We start from the raw sequence: 16,341 nt of genomic DNA, 5'->3' as shown, positions 1-16,341 counted from the left end.
TGTTTGTACAACAAAAGTATGTCTTGTTTTTATAATCTGCTGTTAATGCGTTGTTAAAAGTTATTTAGACTTATAATAGATTAAACAAGATGTTGAGTTAAAAAATAGGGCTTCGAAGTTTCTTCTTACCAATGAATTTTTCTACTTTTGCAAAAAAATAAACAACTCTATGTTATCAGTTTCAAATCTTTCTGTTCAATTCGGAAAACGTATTCTATTTGATGAAGTGAGCACTACATTCAATAATGGCAATTGCTATGGTATTATTGGTGCAAACGGATCGGGAAAATCTACTTTTTTAAAGATCATTTCGGGTAAAATGGAACCAACCTCTGGGCATGTTTCTTTAGAGGCAGGTAAGCGTATGTCGGTTTTAGAACAAAACCACAACTTATATGATGAGAGCACAGTGTTAGAAACTATTTTAATGGGGAATAAACCTCTATTCGACATTAAAACTCAAATTGATGCACTATATGCCGATTATACAGATGAAAATGCTGAGAAAATTGGTGAACTTCAGGTGCAGTTTGAAGAAATGGATGGTTGGAATGCAGATAGCAATGCTGCCTCTATGCTTTCTAATTTAGGGATTAAAGAAGAATTTCATTATACTTTAATGGCCGATTTGGATGGTAAACAAAAAGTACGTGTATTACTAGCACAAGCTTTATTTGGAAATCCAGATGTGCTTATTATGGATGAGCCTACCAATGATTTGGATTACGAAACTATTTCTTGGTTAGAAAACTTTTTAGCTAATTATGATAATTGTGTGATTGTAGTATCGCATGATAGACACTTTTTAGATGCAGTTTGTACACATATTTCTGATATTGACTTCGGAAAAATAAATCACTACTCAGGTAACTATACATTTTGGTATGAGTCGTCTCAATTAGCAGCACGCCAACATGCACAACAAAACAAAAAGGCCGAAGAGAAGAAAAAAGAATTAGAAGAGTTTATACGTCGTTTTTCTGCCAACGTTGCAAAAAGTAAACAAGCAACCAGTAGAAAGAAAATGATTGAAAAATTAAATATTGGAGATATTAGACGTACAAGTCGTCGTTATCCAGCTATTATTTTTGAGCGCGAAAGAGAAGCTGGAGATCAAATTTTAAATATTGAAGGCTTAACAGCATCGTTAGAAGGAGAATTGCTTTTTAAAGATATTGACTTAAACTTAGCTAAAGGCGATAAAGTAGTTGTGTTCTCTAGAGATTCTAGAGCAACAACAGCATTTTATCAAATTATAAATAACAATGAAAAAGCTGATGCTGGTGAATTTGCTTGGGGTGTAACAACCACGCAATCTTATTTACCGTTAGATAATAGTGAGTTTTTTGAAAACGATTTATCATTAGTAGATTGGTTACGCCAATGGGCAACTACAGAAGAAGAACGTGAAGAAGTACATATTCGTGGTTTTCTAGGTAAAATGATTTTTAGTGGAGAAGAAGCGCTTAAAAAATCAAACGTATTATCTGGAGGAGAAAAAGTGCGTTGTATGCTTAGTAGAATGATGATGGTACGTGCTAACGTGTTAATGCTAGACGAGCCTACAAACCACTTAGATTTAGAAAGTATTACAGCGTTTAATAATTCACTTAAAAACTTTAAAGGATCTATGTTGTTTACAACACACGATCACGAGTTTGCGCAAACCGTTGCTAACAGAGTAGTGGAGTTAACTCCAAATGGTGTTATAGATCGTTACACTACTTTTGATGAATATATGCAAGACAAGAAAATTAAGGAATTACGTGATAAAATGTACACGGTAAAAGCTTAAATATTTAAGCTACCTTTATGTAAATTGTGATTAAAGTTTATTGAAAACCTAGTTTCAATAAACTTTTTTTTTACTTAAAAATGAAGCGCTGCCTACTTCTGTTTTTCATTTATAGGCATAAAAAAAAGGACCTTTAAAAATAAAAGTCCTTTGGGTCGTGGTAAGTCATTGTGGTTTTAATCTGTTGTACTTAAAACCAAATTTTTTGTGTTTAGTTGAGATAAAAATTCTAAAAATGAAAAACCAAAATAATTAATTAGGCATTAAGCATAATGTTTATTACGATTTGGTTTAGTATTGGTACCTCTGGCTATTGCAGAAGCATTTTTACCCATTAAATTATCAATAACTTCCGTTGCACGATCAATTTCGTCTTGGTGTACTAAAATATCCTGTATGGTTTGGTTTAGATCTCCTGGATAATTAATACGTTCAAACTTAGATTTGGCTCTAATTACAGCGCAAATGTTTAGTTCTGCTAAATCATTGTAAACCCGCTGTACATCATTGAGATTTCCTGTAAATACTTTAATGTAGTTTTTCATTTTAGTTTGTTTTTAAAAGTTTATTCCTACAATATAGTAAATAATAGAATGCAATGAAAGTTGTAAAGCGTTAAAAATCAGTTAAGTTTATTTGTGTGCGCCAACAGTTATGTTAAGGTTCTATTTCTAAGTTTGTATTTTCAATAATAGACGTCGCTTTTGCTAGTTCGTCTTTGTGCACGTAAATATCTTGATGTCCATATACCGATGCCCCGAAACCAGCTAATCTAGCAGATTCGGTCTCGTCTTTAATTACAGCAGTAATGTTTTCGTTTTCTAAATCGGAAATAATTCGTTTTACAACAATAAAATCTCCACTGAATACTTTTATATAGTTTGAATCTGTCATAATATTATTTAGTTTAATGTTCTAACTAAATATACAACATTTTTAAACACAAAAAAAGCCGGCCATGGCCGACTTTTAATATTTAACAGGTGTTTAACTATCTTAATTCTGCACCAAGTTGTCTTTCAAAACTCGATTGCAGTTTGTTCATTATTTTATCAATTTGCTTATCGGTTAGCGTTTTATTTTCATCTTGAAGTGTAAAACTCACCGCATAACTCTTTTTTCCTTTAGGAAGATTTTTTCCTTGGTAAACGTCAAAAAGATTTACAGATTTTAGTAATTGTTTTTCGCTTTGTTTCGCTAATTTATAAATAGACTCAAAAGTTACGTTATCATCCAATAATAAGGCGAAATCACGCTTTACTTCAGGATACTTAGTAATGGCTTTAAAAGTAATTTTATTGCGCTTAACTACGTCTAAAATAGCATCCCAGTTAAAATCGGCAAAAATAACATCTTGGTTAATGTCAAAATGTTTTAAAACTTGTTTTTTAACTAACCCGAAATCTACTAAAGTGGTTTTTCCTAAACCTAGGCTTATACCTTCACTTATTAAATCGTTTTTAGTTGGTGCTTCATTAAACCTAGAAATACCTAAACGTTCTAAAATAGAAACAATGCTTCCTTTCATAAAAAAGAAATCGCTTTTCTGGTTAGGTGAAATCCAATTGTCTTGAGATTGGTTTCCTGTTGAGAATACAGCTAGATGCTTAAATTCTTCACGTTTATCTTGAAAACCATGATATGTTTTACCAAATTCAAAAAGTTTTAAATCTCCACGTTTTCTATTAATGTTAAAAGAAATAGCTTCTAAACCTGAAAACAATAAAGATTGTCTCATTACAGATAAATCATTACTCAATGGGTTTAACATGGTAATGTTGTGCTCTTCTTTTAATTGCTCGCTTAAAGCAGCATAATTAGGCGTGGTTAGCGAGTTAGAAAGTATTTCGAAAAACCCTTGTGATGCTAATTGATTCCCTACTACATTTTGAATTTTATAATCCTCAAAACGAGATGTTGCAGAAATAGAAGCGTTAAGTTTTTCGGTTGTTTTTACATTGTTATATCCGTAAACACGTAAAATTTCTTCTATAATATCAGCTTCACGTTGCACATCATTTCGGTATGCTGGTACGGTTAAACCTAATCCAGTTTCGGTAACATTATTAACTTTAATATCTAAAGACGTAAGAATGCGTTTTATAGTTTCCTTCGGAATTTCTTCTCCAATTAATTTTTCGGCATTTTCAAAGCTTAAACGCACCTCAAAATCTTGAATTTTCTTTGGGTAGAAATCAATAATATCGCTGGTAATTTCTCCGCCAGCTAATTCTTGAATTAATAAAGCCGCGCGTTTTAAGGCGTAACCTGTAATATTAGGGTCTATTCCACGTTCGAATCTAAAAGAAGCATCGGTGTTTAATGCATGTCTTTTTGCTGTTTTACGAACACTTACTGGGTTAAAATAAGCACTTTCTAAAAAGATACTTGTAGTATGTTCTGAAACTCCTGAATTTAATCCGCCAAAAACACCAGCAATACACATTGGTTTTTCAGCATCACAAATCATTAAATCATCTTCATGTAATTCACGTTCTACGCCATCAAGTGTTGTGAATTTTGTTCCAGCTGGTAAGGTTTTCACTTCAACTTTATTTCCTGCTATTTTAGCGGCATCAAAGGCGTGAAGTGGTTGGCCTAATTCGTGTAAAACGTAATTAGTAGCATCAACAATATTATTTATTGGGCTTAAACCAATAGCTTTTAAGCGGTGTTGCAGCCAAGTTGGAGATTCTTGTACTTTTATACCAGAAATTGTAACACCACAATAGCGAGGTGCTAATTCTTTATCTTGTACATCAATATCCATTTTAAGCGTGCGGTTCTCTACGTGAAAAGCACTAACTGATGGCGTAATAAGTTCTAAGTTAACATCTTTTTGAATTAATCCGGCTTTTAAATCACGAGCAGTTCCATAGTGGCTCATGGCATCGGCACGGTTTGGTGTTAATCCAATTTCAAAAACTTGATCGTTTTCAATATCGAAAATATCGGCTGCAGGCGTACCTACTTTTAAAGTTTCATCTAAAACTAAAATACCGTCGTGAGATTTTCCTAAGCCAAGTTCATCTTCAGCACAAATCATCCCGAAACTTTCTTCGCCTCTAATTTTTCCTTTTTTAATGGTCCATGCTTCACCTTCTTCAGAATACAAAGTGGTTCCTATAGTTGCTACAGGTACTTTTTGTCCGGCTGCAACATTTGGTGCGCCACAAACAATTTGTACAGGGCCATCTAAACCAATATCTACGGTGGTAATATTTAATTTATCGGCATTTGGGTGCTTTACGCAGGTTAAAACCTCGCCAACTACAACACCTTCTAATCCTCCTTTTACAGATTGATAGGCTTCTATACCTTCAACTTCAAGTCCTAAATCGGTAAGTAATTCGCTAGTTTGTTCTGGAGTCCAATCTGTATTTAAAAATTGCTTTAACCAGTTATATGAAATCTTCATAAATCATTTTCGTATTAAGCGAGCAAAGATAAAATATTTGTGCTTAGCTTTCAAGCAAAGGGTTGTGAATTGTTGACGGAAAATGTGAAATTGTTTAAGATAAAAATTTTATGAGGTAGATGCTTTTTTATTTGGTTTATATGGAAGCACAACAGATTGAGCTACGTAATCATGAATGGCTTTCTTTTTTGAATTGCTGTTAACGGTTAGTAATGACACCCAACCTAAAAGTGATTTAGTCATAAAACGAATTATAGCAATGAGGAAGTTGATGTTTCTATTCTCGTTAGCTTCTTGTTTTACTACAATATCATTGAAAAAATGACCTAAAGTTGCGCCAAAAATGGAAACTAGAAGAGGTTCGTAAAGGATAAATAGACTAACAAAAACAGATATTCTTATATAATTTGGAATACTTTCAAAAAGATTAAAAACTTCCACAGCGGCATACATTAAAACGATGATGGCAATACTATCGATTATAACGGCTTTTATTCTAGTGGATATTGGAGCGTATTTTGTTTGCATATTTAAATTTTTTTAAAATTCCCAAAAACCATTGAGGTAAGTAAGAGTCCTATTCCAAGACCCATTAAGGATCCTTTCATTAAATCCGTTAATTCCATAAATTGAGAAAATATTTGCGACGTAGAAATAACGAGCATTCCAATAGACATTAGAGTTAATGTTTTTCTCTTGGTGGTATTTTTCATCTTAATGAGATTTTTGTAATTAGTATTTGGGTTTTAATTTTTGTTACAATACTTGTATTAAATTATTGTTAGTTACTATAGGTAAGTATTTTTTTTACCAGTAGTTTAAGTGGTGGAAGTAATTAATTTTCAACAGTTTTAACTATCATTTTTTCTTTTATAAATTGAAACCTCACGTAAAGTAACAAATAACCAACTAATAACAACACCAATAAATGAGCAAAACCATTGGTAATGTTATCTAGCTTAGCACCTTCAGTAGCTAAAGCATTAAATATATTGAAATAAGGTGTAGATGGTAATAAGTTTGCAAATACTTTTAAACCTTGTGGCATGGAATCAATAGGCCAAGAATATCCGGAAACTAAGAATAGCGGGTAGGTAGAAAACGCCATAATTTCTGTCCAACCAATGGCTGTTTTAAAAAATGATGCAAATAAGGTTGTGTATATAATTAGAACAGAGATAAACAGTAAACTCAATAACAGATGTAAAAAGATAGAACCATTAAAACTAAGCGAGAAAAACGGAAATATTAATTTGTAGAAAACAAAAAAGTATATAATGTAAAGCAATATGTAATAAGAACTTTTTGCAGAAAGGATTTTAGTAAACTCAAAGAAGTTTAATTTTTCTGAATGATTAAAAAGGCCATGTTTAAATTCATGCACAATGCTTTGTCCAAAACCAATTATTAATGTTTGTTGAATAATTAAAATTAATAAAATAGGCAATAAATAATCGCCATAATTATTAGTAGCATTATAAATCGATTTAAAAACAGGCAGTATGGGCTGTGCTTTTTGTTTAGCAAGTTCTACGGGTATGTTATTAGAAACAAAATATTGCATTCTAACACCTCCAGCCACAGTTAAAATAACACTTTGAACGGCTTTGTTTATTTCGTTTGAAGTTAAAAATTTAGTGTTGTTTAAAATGAGTTCTACCTGTGAACCATCTAAATTGATGGTTTTCCTTTGAAAGTTTTTCGGTAAAACAAGAATACCCTGAACCTCTAGATTATTAAAATGAAACATAGCATCTTCTATAGACGAATAGTGTCCTTCTACAGATATTTTTTCAGAAGTATTTACTAATTGAGAAACCTTTCTAGATAAATTTGAATGATCAAAATCTACCACCGCAATAGGGATTTCTGTAACGTTTTTTTCAGCGTAAATAGAGCCAATAAAAAAAGCATAGAGTATGGGTGCTACTAAACACGTAAGTAGTATGCTTTTGTCGTCAAAAATGAGAGCTAATTCACTTTTAAATATGGAAAACCATTTTTTCATACAGCTACTTTTTTATTACGAAACATAAATATGCTCACGGTTATAACATAGCCTACCAAAAAGAAAACCAACAAATTTACAGTCGGTTGTATTAAAAAAGAGAAAGGTGTGTTCATCTCCATGCCTTTTATAAAAGCGTTTAAAAAATGGGTGTAGGGTATAAGTTGGGCATACCAAGCATTAAAAGCTGGCATGGCCATAATAGGGAATGTAAAGCCGCTAAATACAAATGCTGGTGAATTGTAAACAAAAGATACATCCATGGCAATCGCTTCGTTTTTAAAAATTGTAGAAATCATAATACCCAACATGGCATTTGCAATTACAAACGCTAAAACTACCCATAGAAATGGCAAGGTACTTTCACTTGAAGGAATGCCTAATAGCGGATGCACTACAGAGAAAATAAAAATAGCAACTATCAACCCGAGTAGGGTGTATGCTATCAATTTTCCTAAAATAATTTTAAAAACACTACCATTCGCGAGGTTTAATAATGCGTTATAGGTTTCATTTGAATATTCAGAATTAATAGATCTGGCAGCCAGAAGAAATACGATCATTTGTAATAAAACCGTGGTTAATCCCGGAACTAAATAATACAAATAATTATAATAAGCATTGTAAAGTGGTTTAGTGATTACCCTAATAGGCATAACCATTTTAATGGCTTTCTCGTGCGGAATTCCGTTAAGTTTAAAGGTTTGCAAATTAATTCCCGAAGACATGGTATTTATAAAAGTGGCGGCTTCTTTGTAAATAAGGTTGCCGTATATAATGTTTGAAGAATTGGTGTAAACCAATAATTTTTCTTGTTTTCCGTTTAAAATATTTTTCTGAAAATTCTTCGGAATTACATAAAACCCTTTAATTTCAGGATGATTTATGAAAATGTCGTTTATATTATCGTTAGAGTTCAAAAACTGAATGATGTTTAACTTCGGAGAAGCTTCCACATTGCTAATTACTTTTCTGCTTAAATCGGTGTGATCTAAATCTAAAACGGCAATAGAAACATTTTTTATAGCGCCTTCTTCATAAATAGCGCCTAGATAAAAGAAAACGCCAATAGGAATTACAAATAAAAGCACCCAAGCGGTAGGCCTTTTTTTAAGCCTTATAAACTCCCGTATTATTATTTGTAGTATGGTTTTCAAAATTGAATATTAAGACTCATGCCTGGACGTAGACCTTTAATTTTTTCTGAAGGTGTTAAATGAATTTCAAAAGTTTTCATATCCAATCGGCCTTTATCGGCAGTTGGAACCCAATCTGCAAAATCGGCCATTGGTGCAATATAAGTTACCTTAAATGTATGCGACTCATTATTAAAAGCTGGTAAGTTTCCTGAGATTTCTGTTCCCATAGAAAAATCTTTTAAAAAATCTTCCCTCACGTGAATTACAGCATATATTTCTTCTAATTTCTGAATAGTAAATATGGGGTAACCAGCAGGCATCACTTCACTTTCTTCTGCTAATTTTGATGAAATTTCACCAGAAACGGGAGCGTAAATCTCCAATTCTTTATAATAAGCTTTCGCTTCACTTACTTTTCCTCCGGCAGCATTCATTTGGCCTTTGGCGGCTTTTTTGTCTTCAACTCTAGCTCCTTCTTTTGCCATTTCAAACATATATTTGGCTGCATTCATTTGGTCGAAAGCCGCATCGCGCTTAAAGGTGATTTCATCCATTTGTTGTTGAGATATCAAGCTGTCTTTAGCCATGGCTTTTAATCTTTTAAAAGATTTTTCTGCAAAGCTATATTGACTTTTAGCCATTTTATATTTGTCTTCTACGGCCGATAATTCTTGGCTTCTAGCTCCAGAGTTTGCTTTATCGCTTACCGATTTAGCAGCATCAAACATGCCTTCAGCTTGCTGAATTTTAGCATCCAGAATATCACTTTCAATAGTTGCGAGTAGTTGTCCTTTTTTAACTTGGTCGCCTAGCTTTACATAAATGGTTTCTATGCGACCAGGAACTTCGGAAGCCACACGGATTTCGGTGGTTTCAAATAAACCAACAAAAACACGATTTTCATTTTCGTTAGGTTTTAAAAGAAGCAACAAAAATATGCCGATAACGATAATTAACACCGGAACGATTAATATAAGAATTTGCTTTTTGTTTTTCATAATAGAATAAGTTTCTAATTTTTCAAATTTTCAATTTGTAAACTCCCTGTTGAGATTAATAAATCTAATGCAACCATACGTTGTTGTGCTACAAAATTGTAATAGTTAAGCACGGCATTTTGATATTCTGTTTCGGTTTGCAAGCGATCTGATATTGATATTAACCCTTCGCGGTAACTTTTAATTGCTAGATTTAAGCTGTTTTTGGCAACCTGCATTTCTTGCGCTTTTAATACCAATTGTTGGTTTTTAACATCAAAATTTACCTGTACTTTTTTTGCGAAAAGTTCTAGTTTTTCTTCAATATCACTTTTTTCTTCTTCAATTATATTTTTCTCAATACGTGCTATGTGTGTTTCGTTGGTATGTTTTAAGCCGCTAAATAATTCCCATTGCATACCAACACCCAAAAAGTAAGCAGGAGCTAATTCGAATTTATCTAATTCTAAATTTATATTTTCACCACCAGGAAGTGCGTAAGGGGTTTCTAAACTGGCATTAAATAAATTAGAGTAAGATAGGGAAGCCACCGCTTGAACCTTTGGTAAATAGGCGTTTTTGTTCATTTTTAACTTATAATCGTAAGCTTTTACAGAAGCGTTTAAGGCTTTTAATTCTGGACGATCACTAAAGTTTTGTCCTATGTTTTTTAACGTCCATGGCGTTAATTCGAAGCTGTAATTTTCTAAAGTTGAAATATTTACATCTGTTAGCATAGAAAGTTTTAAATATAATAAACTGAGATTGCCGTGAAGTTCTACTTTTTTGGATGCTAAGTTTAATTCGGCTGCCGTAATTTTATCTCGATCGTAGGGAATGGCTAATCCATTTTTTATGGCTGTTTTTACTCTTTCTTTTTCCTTTGCTAAGCGTTCTTCACTTTTGGTGATAACAATTTCAGATTGTTTTAGTAATTCAATTGTATCAAAAGTGTCAATAACATCTTTTATAATATCTGCTTTTTCAGCATGAAGCATAAAGTTTTTTGCTTTAATTTTTTCTTCGGTGGCTTTAGATCCATATTTTACTTGTAAGCCAGAAAACAGCAGGGCTTTGGCCGTTAAGTTTGCATTGAAAATTTGGCCTTGCGTATTGAATCTCGAGTCGCCTTCAAATAATTCAATACCAGTAATTGGTAACTGTAGCGTTGGGATGTCGATATCTATTCTACTCGATGCGTAGCCATACTTGGCATCGGCTTCTAGAGTTGGAATAAAGTTCTGACGGATAATTTTTCTTTCTATGCTGTCGATAGAAAGTTCATGAATTGATTTTTTTAAGGCATAACTTTTTTCTAAACTTCGGTTAATTAAATCGATTTCAATGACGCTTAAATTATTCTGGGCCATTAAAGAACTCATGCAAAAGAAGCTGAAGAAACTTATATAAATTAATTTTTTCATACAACACAAATAATAGAAGAAGTTAGTAAAACCATCATAGTAAAATAAAAAATTATATTATGGTTAATTAACGGTTACGTACAAGAATAGTACGGTTTTGCGTGCGAGGAATTTCCTGATGAAAATTAGACGTAGCAAATACGCTACTACCTTTATTTAAGCACTAAATTACGGAATTATTTCTATATGATGTAACCACATCGTTTTTATTTTTCTTAGAAAATAAGTTGGTTAATTTGGTCTCTTATAGAGAAAAGAAAAAGGACAATTAAAAGTGTAAAAAGACTCGTTTTGAATTTTACGTATTCTTTTTCTTTATACCTTTTCATGGTTTTGTAAACTAAAAAAAGGGCTAAAAGAACTATTGGAAGTGAATTTAATATGAAGTCCATATACCATAATTTGGCAATTCTACTCGAACTAGCACCGGAACCATATAAGAGGAAGAAAACTAAAGTTTCAATAAAAATTAGTAATAATAGAACTCCAAAGAACAATATTGAATTAATTACAATGCTGAGATAATTTGTCTTTATTTTGAGGAATTCTGATGGTTTCAATTAAGATTTTTTAGTTGATTTAATTGAGATTATAAGCCATAAACATCCACTGATAAAACAAGCTATTCCCAATAAAATCAATATCGTATTTGTCGGGTGGCCAATTTTGGTTGTATAGCCAATTCCGGCAAGTAACCAACCTAAAATGATTGTTATTGTAGAGGTTATTATTTTTAATGTTCTACTCATTTTAAAAGTTAGGGGAGTGGTTTTAATTATTTTTATTTGTTTAATGCGAAACTACTTTCAAACCGATAATCGAAATAATTAATGTTGAAATAAAAAATATACGCAAAGTTGTTGCGGGTTCATTAAAAACAAATATACCAACTAAAACTGTACCTACAGCTCCAATACCTGTCCAAACGGCATAAGCTGTTCCAATTGGGAGGTGTTGCGTTACTTTTAAAAGAAGTGACATACTTATTACTAAACAAATAATGAACGCGATGTACCAGTATGTAGATTCTATTCCTGTTGCTTCTTTGGCTTTACCAAGTGAGGTAGCGAAGGCAACTTCAAAAAGCCCAGCAATTACTAATAGTATCCAATTCATTTATTTTTATGTTTTAGTATTGATGTGTTATTTTGAAAATTCATTTAAAATTTTCATTGCTTTTTCTGTGTCTTTTACATCGACAAAAATATGATCGTGATAATAAGCTGCAACAACATTGCAGCTTATTCCATTTTTAGATAAAGCATTAGAAAATGCGGCTGTTAAGCCAACGGCTTCTAGGGACGAATGTACTGTAAGTGTAATCCAAGATGCTATAAAAGAATACTCTAAACCCAATTGGTCTGCCACTTCTTTTTTAGTAATAATGGTAGTGCTTTCTTCTTCTTTAAAAGTCATTATAATTTGGCTCAATTTAATAAGCTCCAAACGTTCTGTTTTACAAAATACAAATTCGCCTAAATTGTGTTTAGGTTTCATTGATTTTAAAAGCATTTCTAAATTTTTTTCTCCGCTCATTTATTTAGTGCTTTTGTTTAATTTTTGTAGCTCTTTTAAGGTTGCTTTACCAACGCTATGTGCAGATTGTGGGTTTTGCCCTGTTACTAATCTTTGGTCTGTAACAACGTGTTCCGTAAAAGGAGCCGATTTTTCGAAAATAGCACCATGTGCAATTAATTGATCTTCTAGTAAAAAAGGAACCACATTTTCTAGTTTAACTTTCACCTCTTCTTCATTAGTAAAAGCGTTAACTTTTTTGCCGTCTACGAGATAGAGTCCGTTACTTAATTTAATGTTTACAATGCCAGCAGGACCATGACAAACAGCGCTTACTACGCCATTGTTTTCATAGATTTGTTTTGCTATTTCGGCAATTTCAGTATTGTCTGCAAAATCCCACATCGCTCCGTGACCACCTGCATAATGGATGGCTAGATAGTCTTCCGGATTTACTTCACTAGGTTTTTTAGTGTTTTCAATTTTGTTACGATAAACATCGTTATCCCAAAATTTCTTATTAATAGAATCATTCATGTTAAATGCATCTACAGGTGCTTTTCCTCCTTGTGGACTTACAAAATCAATCTCGTAACCAGCAGTATGCAATACATCCCATGGATGAGAAACTTCACCTAAATAATAACCTGTTTTTTCGCCAGTATTTCCTTTTTCGCTATGGCTGGTAACTACAAATAATATTTTTTTTAATGCTTTAGTTTCTGTTTTTATAGTAGATTTTTCTGTGTTGTTTTTATTATTACAGCCTATAAGAAGAAGCGTAAACAGTGATAGAATAAGAAGTGTTTTAATTTTTATTGTATTTAACATATCTAAAATTTATTTTAAAATTAGGTTTTAGATTATTCCTGTTTCTAAAAGATAAAATAATTTGATGACCTTTAGTTAAGAATAATACTATGTGGCAAAAGTCTAAAACATATTGAAGATATCATTTAACAAATGATAAAAACGACATTTATTTTATGTTCGCTCTAATTCGGCTTAAGCTAACTTGGGTAATGCCTAAATAGGAGGCAATATAAGATAATTGCACACGCTGTATAATGCTGGGGTAATTTTCTAGAAGTGCCAAGTATCTTTCGGTTGCAGTATTGAATTGTAAGGCAATAAGGCGTTTTTCTGATTTAATAAGTTCTAATTCTGAAAATTTGCGTCCCCAATTTGCAATTTCAATATCTTCTAAAAAGAGTTCATGAAGTTTTTCTGTTTTTAATTCGTAAAGATCACAATCTTCTAATAATTCTACATCTTCGTAGCCTTTTTGATTATTGACATAACTTTGCATAGAAACAATAGGATCGCCTTCTTGGCCAAACCAAAAAGTAATTTGATTTTCATCTGAAAAAGCATAGGCTCTTGCAATTCCTTTTTTTATGAAATAAATACTGGTTTCAATTTTATTTGCTTTGAATAAAATATGTCCTTTTGGAAACTTGACTTCAACTATCGACTCTTTTATTAAACTTTTTGAAGCCTTTGTTAACGGGTATATATTATCAATAATTTGATTTATTTCCATGTGTTTATTCGAAATCAGTTATTTACGATTAAGGTGTTTTGTTTAAATGTAGTATTTATTTAAAGTTCTTTAATGTATATTCAAACCACATTTGCAACACTTTTAACTTCTCTTTTTGCGAATATGTTGAAGTGGATATATAGCCATTTCTCCATTTGTAGTATTAAAAAAGAATAAATATATAGTATGGTTTTCGTTGTATCCGAAAGTTTAGTAATTAGAAATTCTGTTTTATTATTTTTTAAAAACTCTTTTTATTAGTAGGGTAGAACTAGAGGTTATTAAACTAACTTTTCAATTATTTTATCCAGTTCAACTTCTTTTTGAGTGCCTATTAGAAACTTTTCTCCACTTAGAAGTTCAATAGCCAAACCTTTGTTTCCTTTCATATTGTATACGGTTCCATGTTTTGTCCAAGGACGGATCCCCCAACCTCCAACAAAGCCATAATTTACCATTTCAGCGCTTTTTATTTCTGTCCAATTCACTTGCTTCTTGATAAAGGGGAAGAAATTTATTCGGATTTCATTTTCGTTAATTTCAGTTTTTAGTCGCATAAACCAGAAGATTGCTATAAGGCAAAATACAGACACACTAAAAATAATTAAACCTAAATCGGACATAGGTTTATCTCCAAATTGTTTTCCGAGAATTAGCTGCTTGTAAATTCCTATAATCGGTATAATTCCGATTGTGATTAAAATAAGCCAAACCCACCATTGCGTAAATTTCTGATTTTCTTTAAACTCGATTTTCATTTTGTATATGGGGTTTTTTAAGCTTGTTTGTGATATCTATGATTAAAAATAGTTGCGGATTTGTGTGCGAGGATTTTCCGAAGGAAAATCAGACGTAACAAACACGCAACGACCTTTGATTAAGTACTAAGCCGCAATTATTTTTATACAGTGTTGACAACCGTATTTTATATTATTCCAGTTAAATATTCAGACCCATTTTCAATTAGTTCTTTTACTATTTGTTTTCCAGCTTCTCCAGGAATTACTTTTAAAAAATTGGATAAAATATTCCTTGATTTTTGAGTTGATTCCTCGTCAGCATCATTTTCTTTAATATCACTTAAGCTTCTGATTAACTCTTCTCTTTTTTCTATTGAATTTGTGTTTTCATAAACTAATTTTAAGAATTTTCTATCAAGTTCGTCAATTTTATTATCCTTTGAATTAATAATTAAATCAGCAAATTGTTGATTTCCTCCGTAAATATTTTGATTATTTATTTTCATCCTTTATTTTTTATTTTATCTGCAAATTGCTGGTCCCCTCCGTTTATTATTTGTGTATGTATAACGTTTTCCTTTTTTGCAAAATCAGAACTCAATTCTTTTAAATGGTCAACTTGTCCAGAAAGAAGATTGTTTCTTAAACTAGCTAATTCTAAACTATGTTTTAAGCTAGTAACTTGATGCTTTAAATCTAACACAAGTAAATTGAAATCTGTTTCGCTAATATCGGTTTCAACATTAACTTTTAAGTTCTCTATATTTTGTTTAGTAAAATTTAAATATTCATTAAGATAATTTCCTATGGTCTCAATATCGCTATCATCAGGAACTAATAAAGAAATGTCGAGACCGTCTCTTAATTTTACAATGTTAAATTCAATTTTTTCTCCTTTAGCATGTTTAACGTAATCTGAAAAATATTCCAAGAATTGATTATAACTCGTAACGAGTTCGGATGGTATTTTTATATTTAATTCCTTATTATGCTTTTTGTTGTCCAAAATCATTTTTTTAAATGAAGTTGGTGAGCAACTTTTAAATCCAATTTGAAGTTCTTTTTTTCTAAAATAAAATTTAATTAAATCTTCAAAATCCTTGCTCAAATCAAGAGGCGTAACTAATAAAGGTTTAACTCCGTATATGTCATCTGAATTATACATTTCAGTAGAAAACCCTGAAATTATATTTTTTGATTTTATTAATTTCTCAACAGATTTACCATTTAGTATAATTGTGTTTGAACTTAAGAATGAGTTACCGAAGTTTATTGTTCTATTGTGAAATCTTCCACTTGTAATATCATCGGTTTCTTTGTCTTTAATTTTTGAAGTTCTCTGATAAGTATTTACACTTAAATTATAATAGGTTATTTGGTCAATAATTTCATCATAAATATATACCCCTAAACCAAATTCGCTATTTTCAATTCTCTTCTTTTCTGCTGCTTTTTCAGCAACAATTGAACTATTAACTAGCGAAATTAATTTATCAATATCAACAGGGTATTTATCAATGATTTTTAAAAATAAATCATCATTTTTACGCTCTCTGTAATTAGTTTTTAGATGACTAATTTCAATAGGTTTTATTCCAAATTCTTTAGCAATATCATATTGGAATATTCCGTATTTTCTTTTGATTAAATCAATTAATCTATATACAAATTTATAGTAGCTTCCTTGTGAAAGTTTTTCTTCTATTTCGTCTATTCGATTCATTTTCTTATATGGTTGCACAATAACAATATAAAGCCAATTACCTTTATCTGCCTTATATT

At 31.5% G+C, this 16,341-nt stretch carries 16 protein-coding genes; 1 reads left to right on the top strand and 15 read right to left on the bottom strand.

What is annotated here, in order from left to right:
* Window positions 1-169 precede the first annotated feature (169 nt).
* On the top strand, window positions 170-1,795 hold the full coding sequence (locus tag DFQ06_RS15005; protein WP_074940531.1) for an ABC-F family ATP-binding cassette domain-containing protein: 1,626 nt from the start codon (window positions 170-172) through the stop codon (window positions 1,793-1,795).
* A 263-nt stretch (window positions 1,796-2,058) separates the two neighbouring features.
* Here the strand turns inward: DFQ06_RS15005 and DFQ06_RS15000 are convergent, their stop codons facing one another.
* From DFQ06_RS15000 to DFQ06_RS14930, 15 genes are all read right to left on the bottom strand, one after another.
* Window positions 2,059-2,340, bottom strand: a complete 282-nt coding sequence (locus DFQ06_RS15000; protein WP_052415382.1) for a hypothetical protein — start codon at window positions 2,338-2,340, stop codon at window positions 2,059-2,061.
* Window positions 2,341-2,452: 112 nt separating this feature from the next.
* A complete protein-coding gene (locus tag DFQ06_RS14995) occupies window positions 2,453-2,689 on the bottom strand; it encodes a putative signal transducing protein (protein WP_042504966.1) in 237 nt (78 codons plus the stop codon).
* A 97-nt stretch (window positions 2,690-2,786) separates the two neighbouring features.
* Complete coding sequence (gene pheT, locus DFQ06_RS14990) at window positions 2,787-5,213, bottom strand: phenylalanine--tRNA ligase subunit beta (RefSeq protein ID WP_042499672.1); 2,427 nt, start codon at window positions 5,211-5,213, stop codon at window positions 2,787-2,789.
* A gap of 108 nt (window positions 5,214-5,321) precedes the next feature.
* Entirely contained in the window at window positions 5,322-5,741 is a 420-nt protein-coding gene (locus DFQ06_RS14985) for an RDD family protein (protein WP_042499670.1), read from the bottom strand.
* Window positions 5,742-6,048: 307 nt separating this feature from the next.
* Window positions 6,049-7,221 carry an ABC transporter permease gene (locus tag DFQ06_RS14980; protein ID WP_133968578.1) on the bottom strand — a complete coding sequence of 391 codons (1,173 nt, stop codon included), beginning with the start codon at window positions 7,219-7,221 and terminating at the stop codon, window positions 6,049-6,051.
* Window positions 7,218-8,378 carry an ABC transporter permease gene (locus DFQ06_RS14975; protein ID WP_159140089.1) on the bottom strand — a complete coding sequence of 387 codons (1,161 nt, stop codon included), beginning with the start codon at window positions 8,376-8,378 and terminating at the stop codon, window positions 7,218-7,220. Before DFQ06_RS14975 ends, DFQ06_RS14980 begins: the two co-directional genes overlap by 4 nt.
* Window positions 8,375-9,358, bottom strand: a complete 984-nt coding sequence (locus DFQ06_RS14970; protein WP_133968574.1) for an HlyD family secretion protein — start codon at window positions 9,356-9,358, stop codon at window positions 8,375-8,377. Before DFQ06_RS14970 ends, DFQ06_RS14975 begins: the two co-directional genes overlap by 4 nt.
* A gap of 14 nt (window positions 9,359-9,372) precedes the next feature.
* Window positions 9,373-10,719, bottom strand: a complete 1,347-nt coding sequence (locus DFQ06_RS14965; RefSeq protein WP_159140088.1) for a TolC family protein — start codon at window positions 10,717-10,719, stop codon at window positions 9,373-9,375.
* 831 nt (window positions 10,720-11,550) lie between these two features.
* Window positions 11,551-11,877: a DMT family transporter gene (locus DFQ06_RS14960; RefSeq protein ID WP_042504983.1), complete on the bottom strand. Its 327-nt coding sequence runs from the start codon at window positions 11,875-11,877 to the stop codon at window positions 11,551-11,553.
* A 27-nt stretch (window positions 11,878-11,904) separates the two neighbouring features.
* Window positions 11,905-12,297: an ACT domain-containing protein gene (locus tag DFQ06_RS14955; protein WP_042499655.1), complete on the bottom strand. Its 393-nt coding sequence runs from the start codon at window positions 12,295-12,297 to the stop codon at window positions 11,905-11,907.
* On the bottom strand, window positions 12,298-13,107 hold the full coding sequence (locus DFQ06_RS14950; protein ID WP_133968572.1) for a type 1 glutamine amidotransferase domain-containing protein: 810 nt from the start codon (window positions 13,105-13,107) through the stop codon (window positions 12,298-12,300).
* A gap of 148 nt (window positions 13,108-13,255) precedes the next feature.
* Complete coding sequence (locus tag DFQ06_RS14945; protein ID WP_042504988.1) at window positions 13,256-13,819, bottom strand: Crp/Fnr family transcriptional regulator; 564 nt, start codon at window positions 13,817-13,819, stop codon at window positions 13,256-13,258.
* A 281-nt stretch (window positions 13,820-14,100) separates the two neighbouring features.
* Window positions 14,101-14,577: a phosphoethanolamine transferase domain-containing protein gene (locus DFQ06_RS14940; RefSeq protein WP_042499651.1), complete on the bottom strand. Its 477-nt coding sequence runs from the start codon at window positions 14,575-14,577 to the stop codon at window positions 14,101-14,103.
* Between the two features lie 167 nt (window positions 14,578-14,744).
* A complete protein-coding gene (locus tag DFQ06_RS14935) occupies window positions 14,745-15,065 on the bottom strand; it encodes a hypothetical protein (RefSeq protein WP_133968570.1) in 321 nt (106 codons plus the stop codon).
* Window positions 15,062-16,282 (bottom strand): hypothetical protein, encoded by a 1,221-nt coding sequence (locus DFQ06_RS14930; protein WP_133968568.1) that lies wholly within the window; start codon window positions 16,280-16,282, stop codon window positions 15,062-15,064. The genes DFQ06_RS14935 and DFQ06_RS14930 overlap by 4 nt, the downstream gene beginning before the upstream one ends.
* Window positions 16,283-16,341: the final 59 nt, after the last annotated feature.

Source organism: Algibacter lectus (genome assembly GCF_004368925.1).
GTDB lineage: Bacteria > Bacteroidota > Bacteroidia > Flavobacteriales > Flavobacteriaceae > Algibacter > Algibacter lectus.
This window is presented reverse-complemented; position numbering and strand designations above follow the sequence as displayed.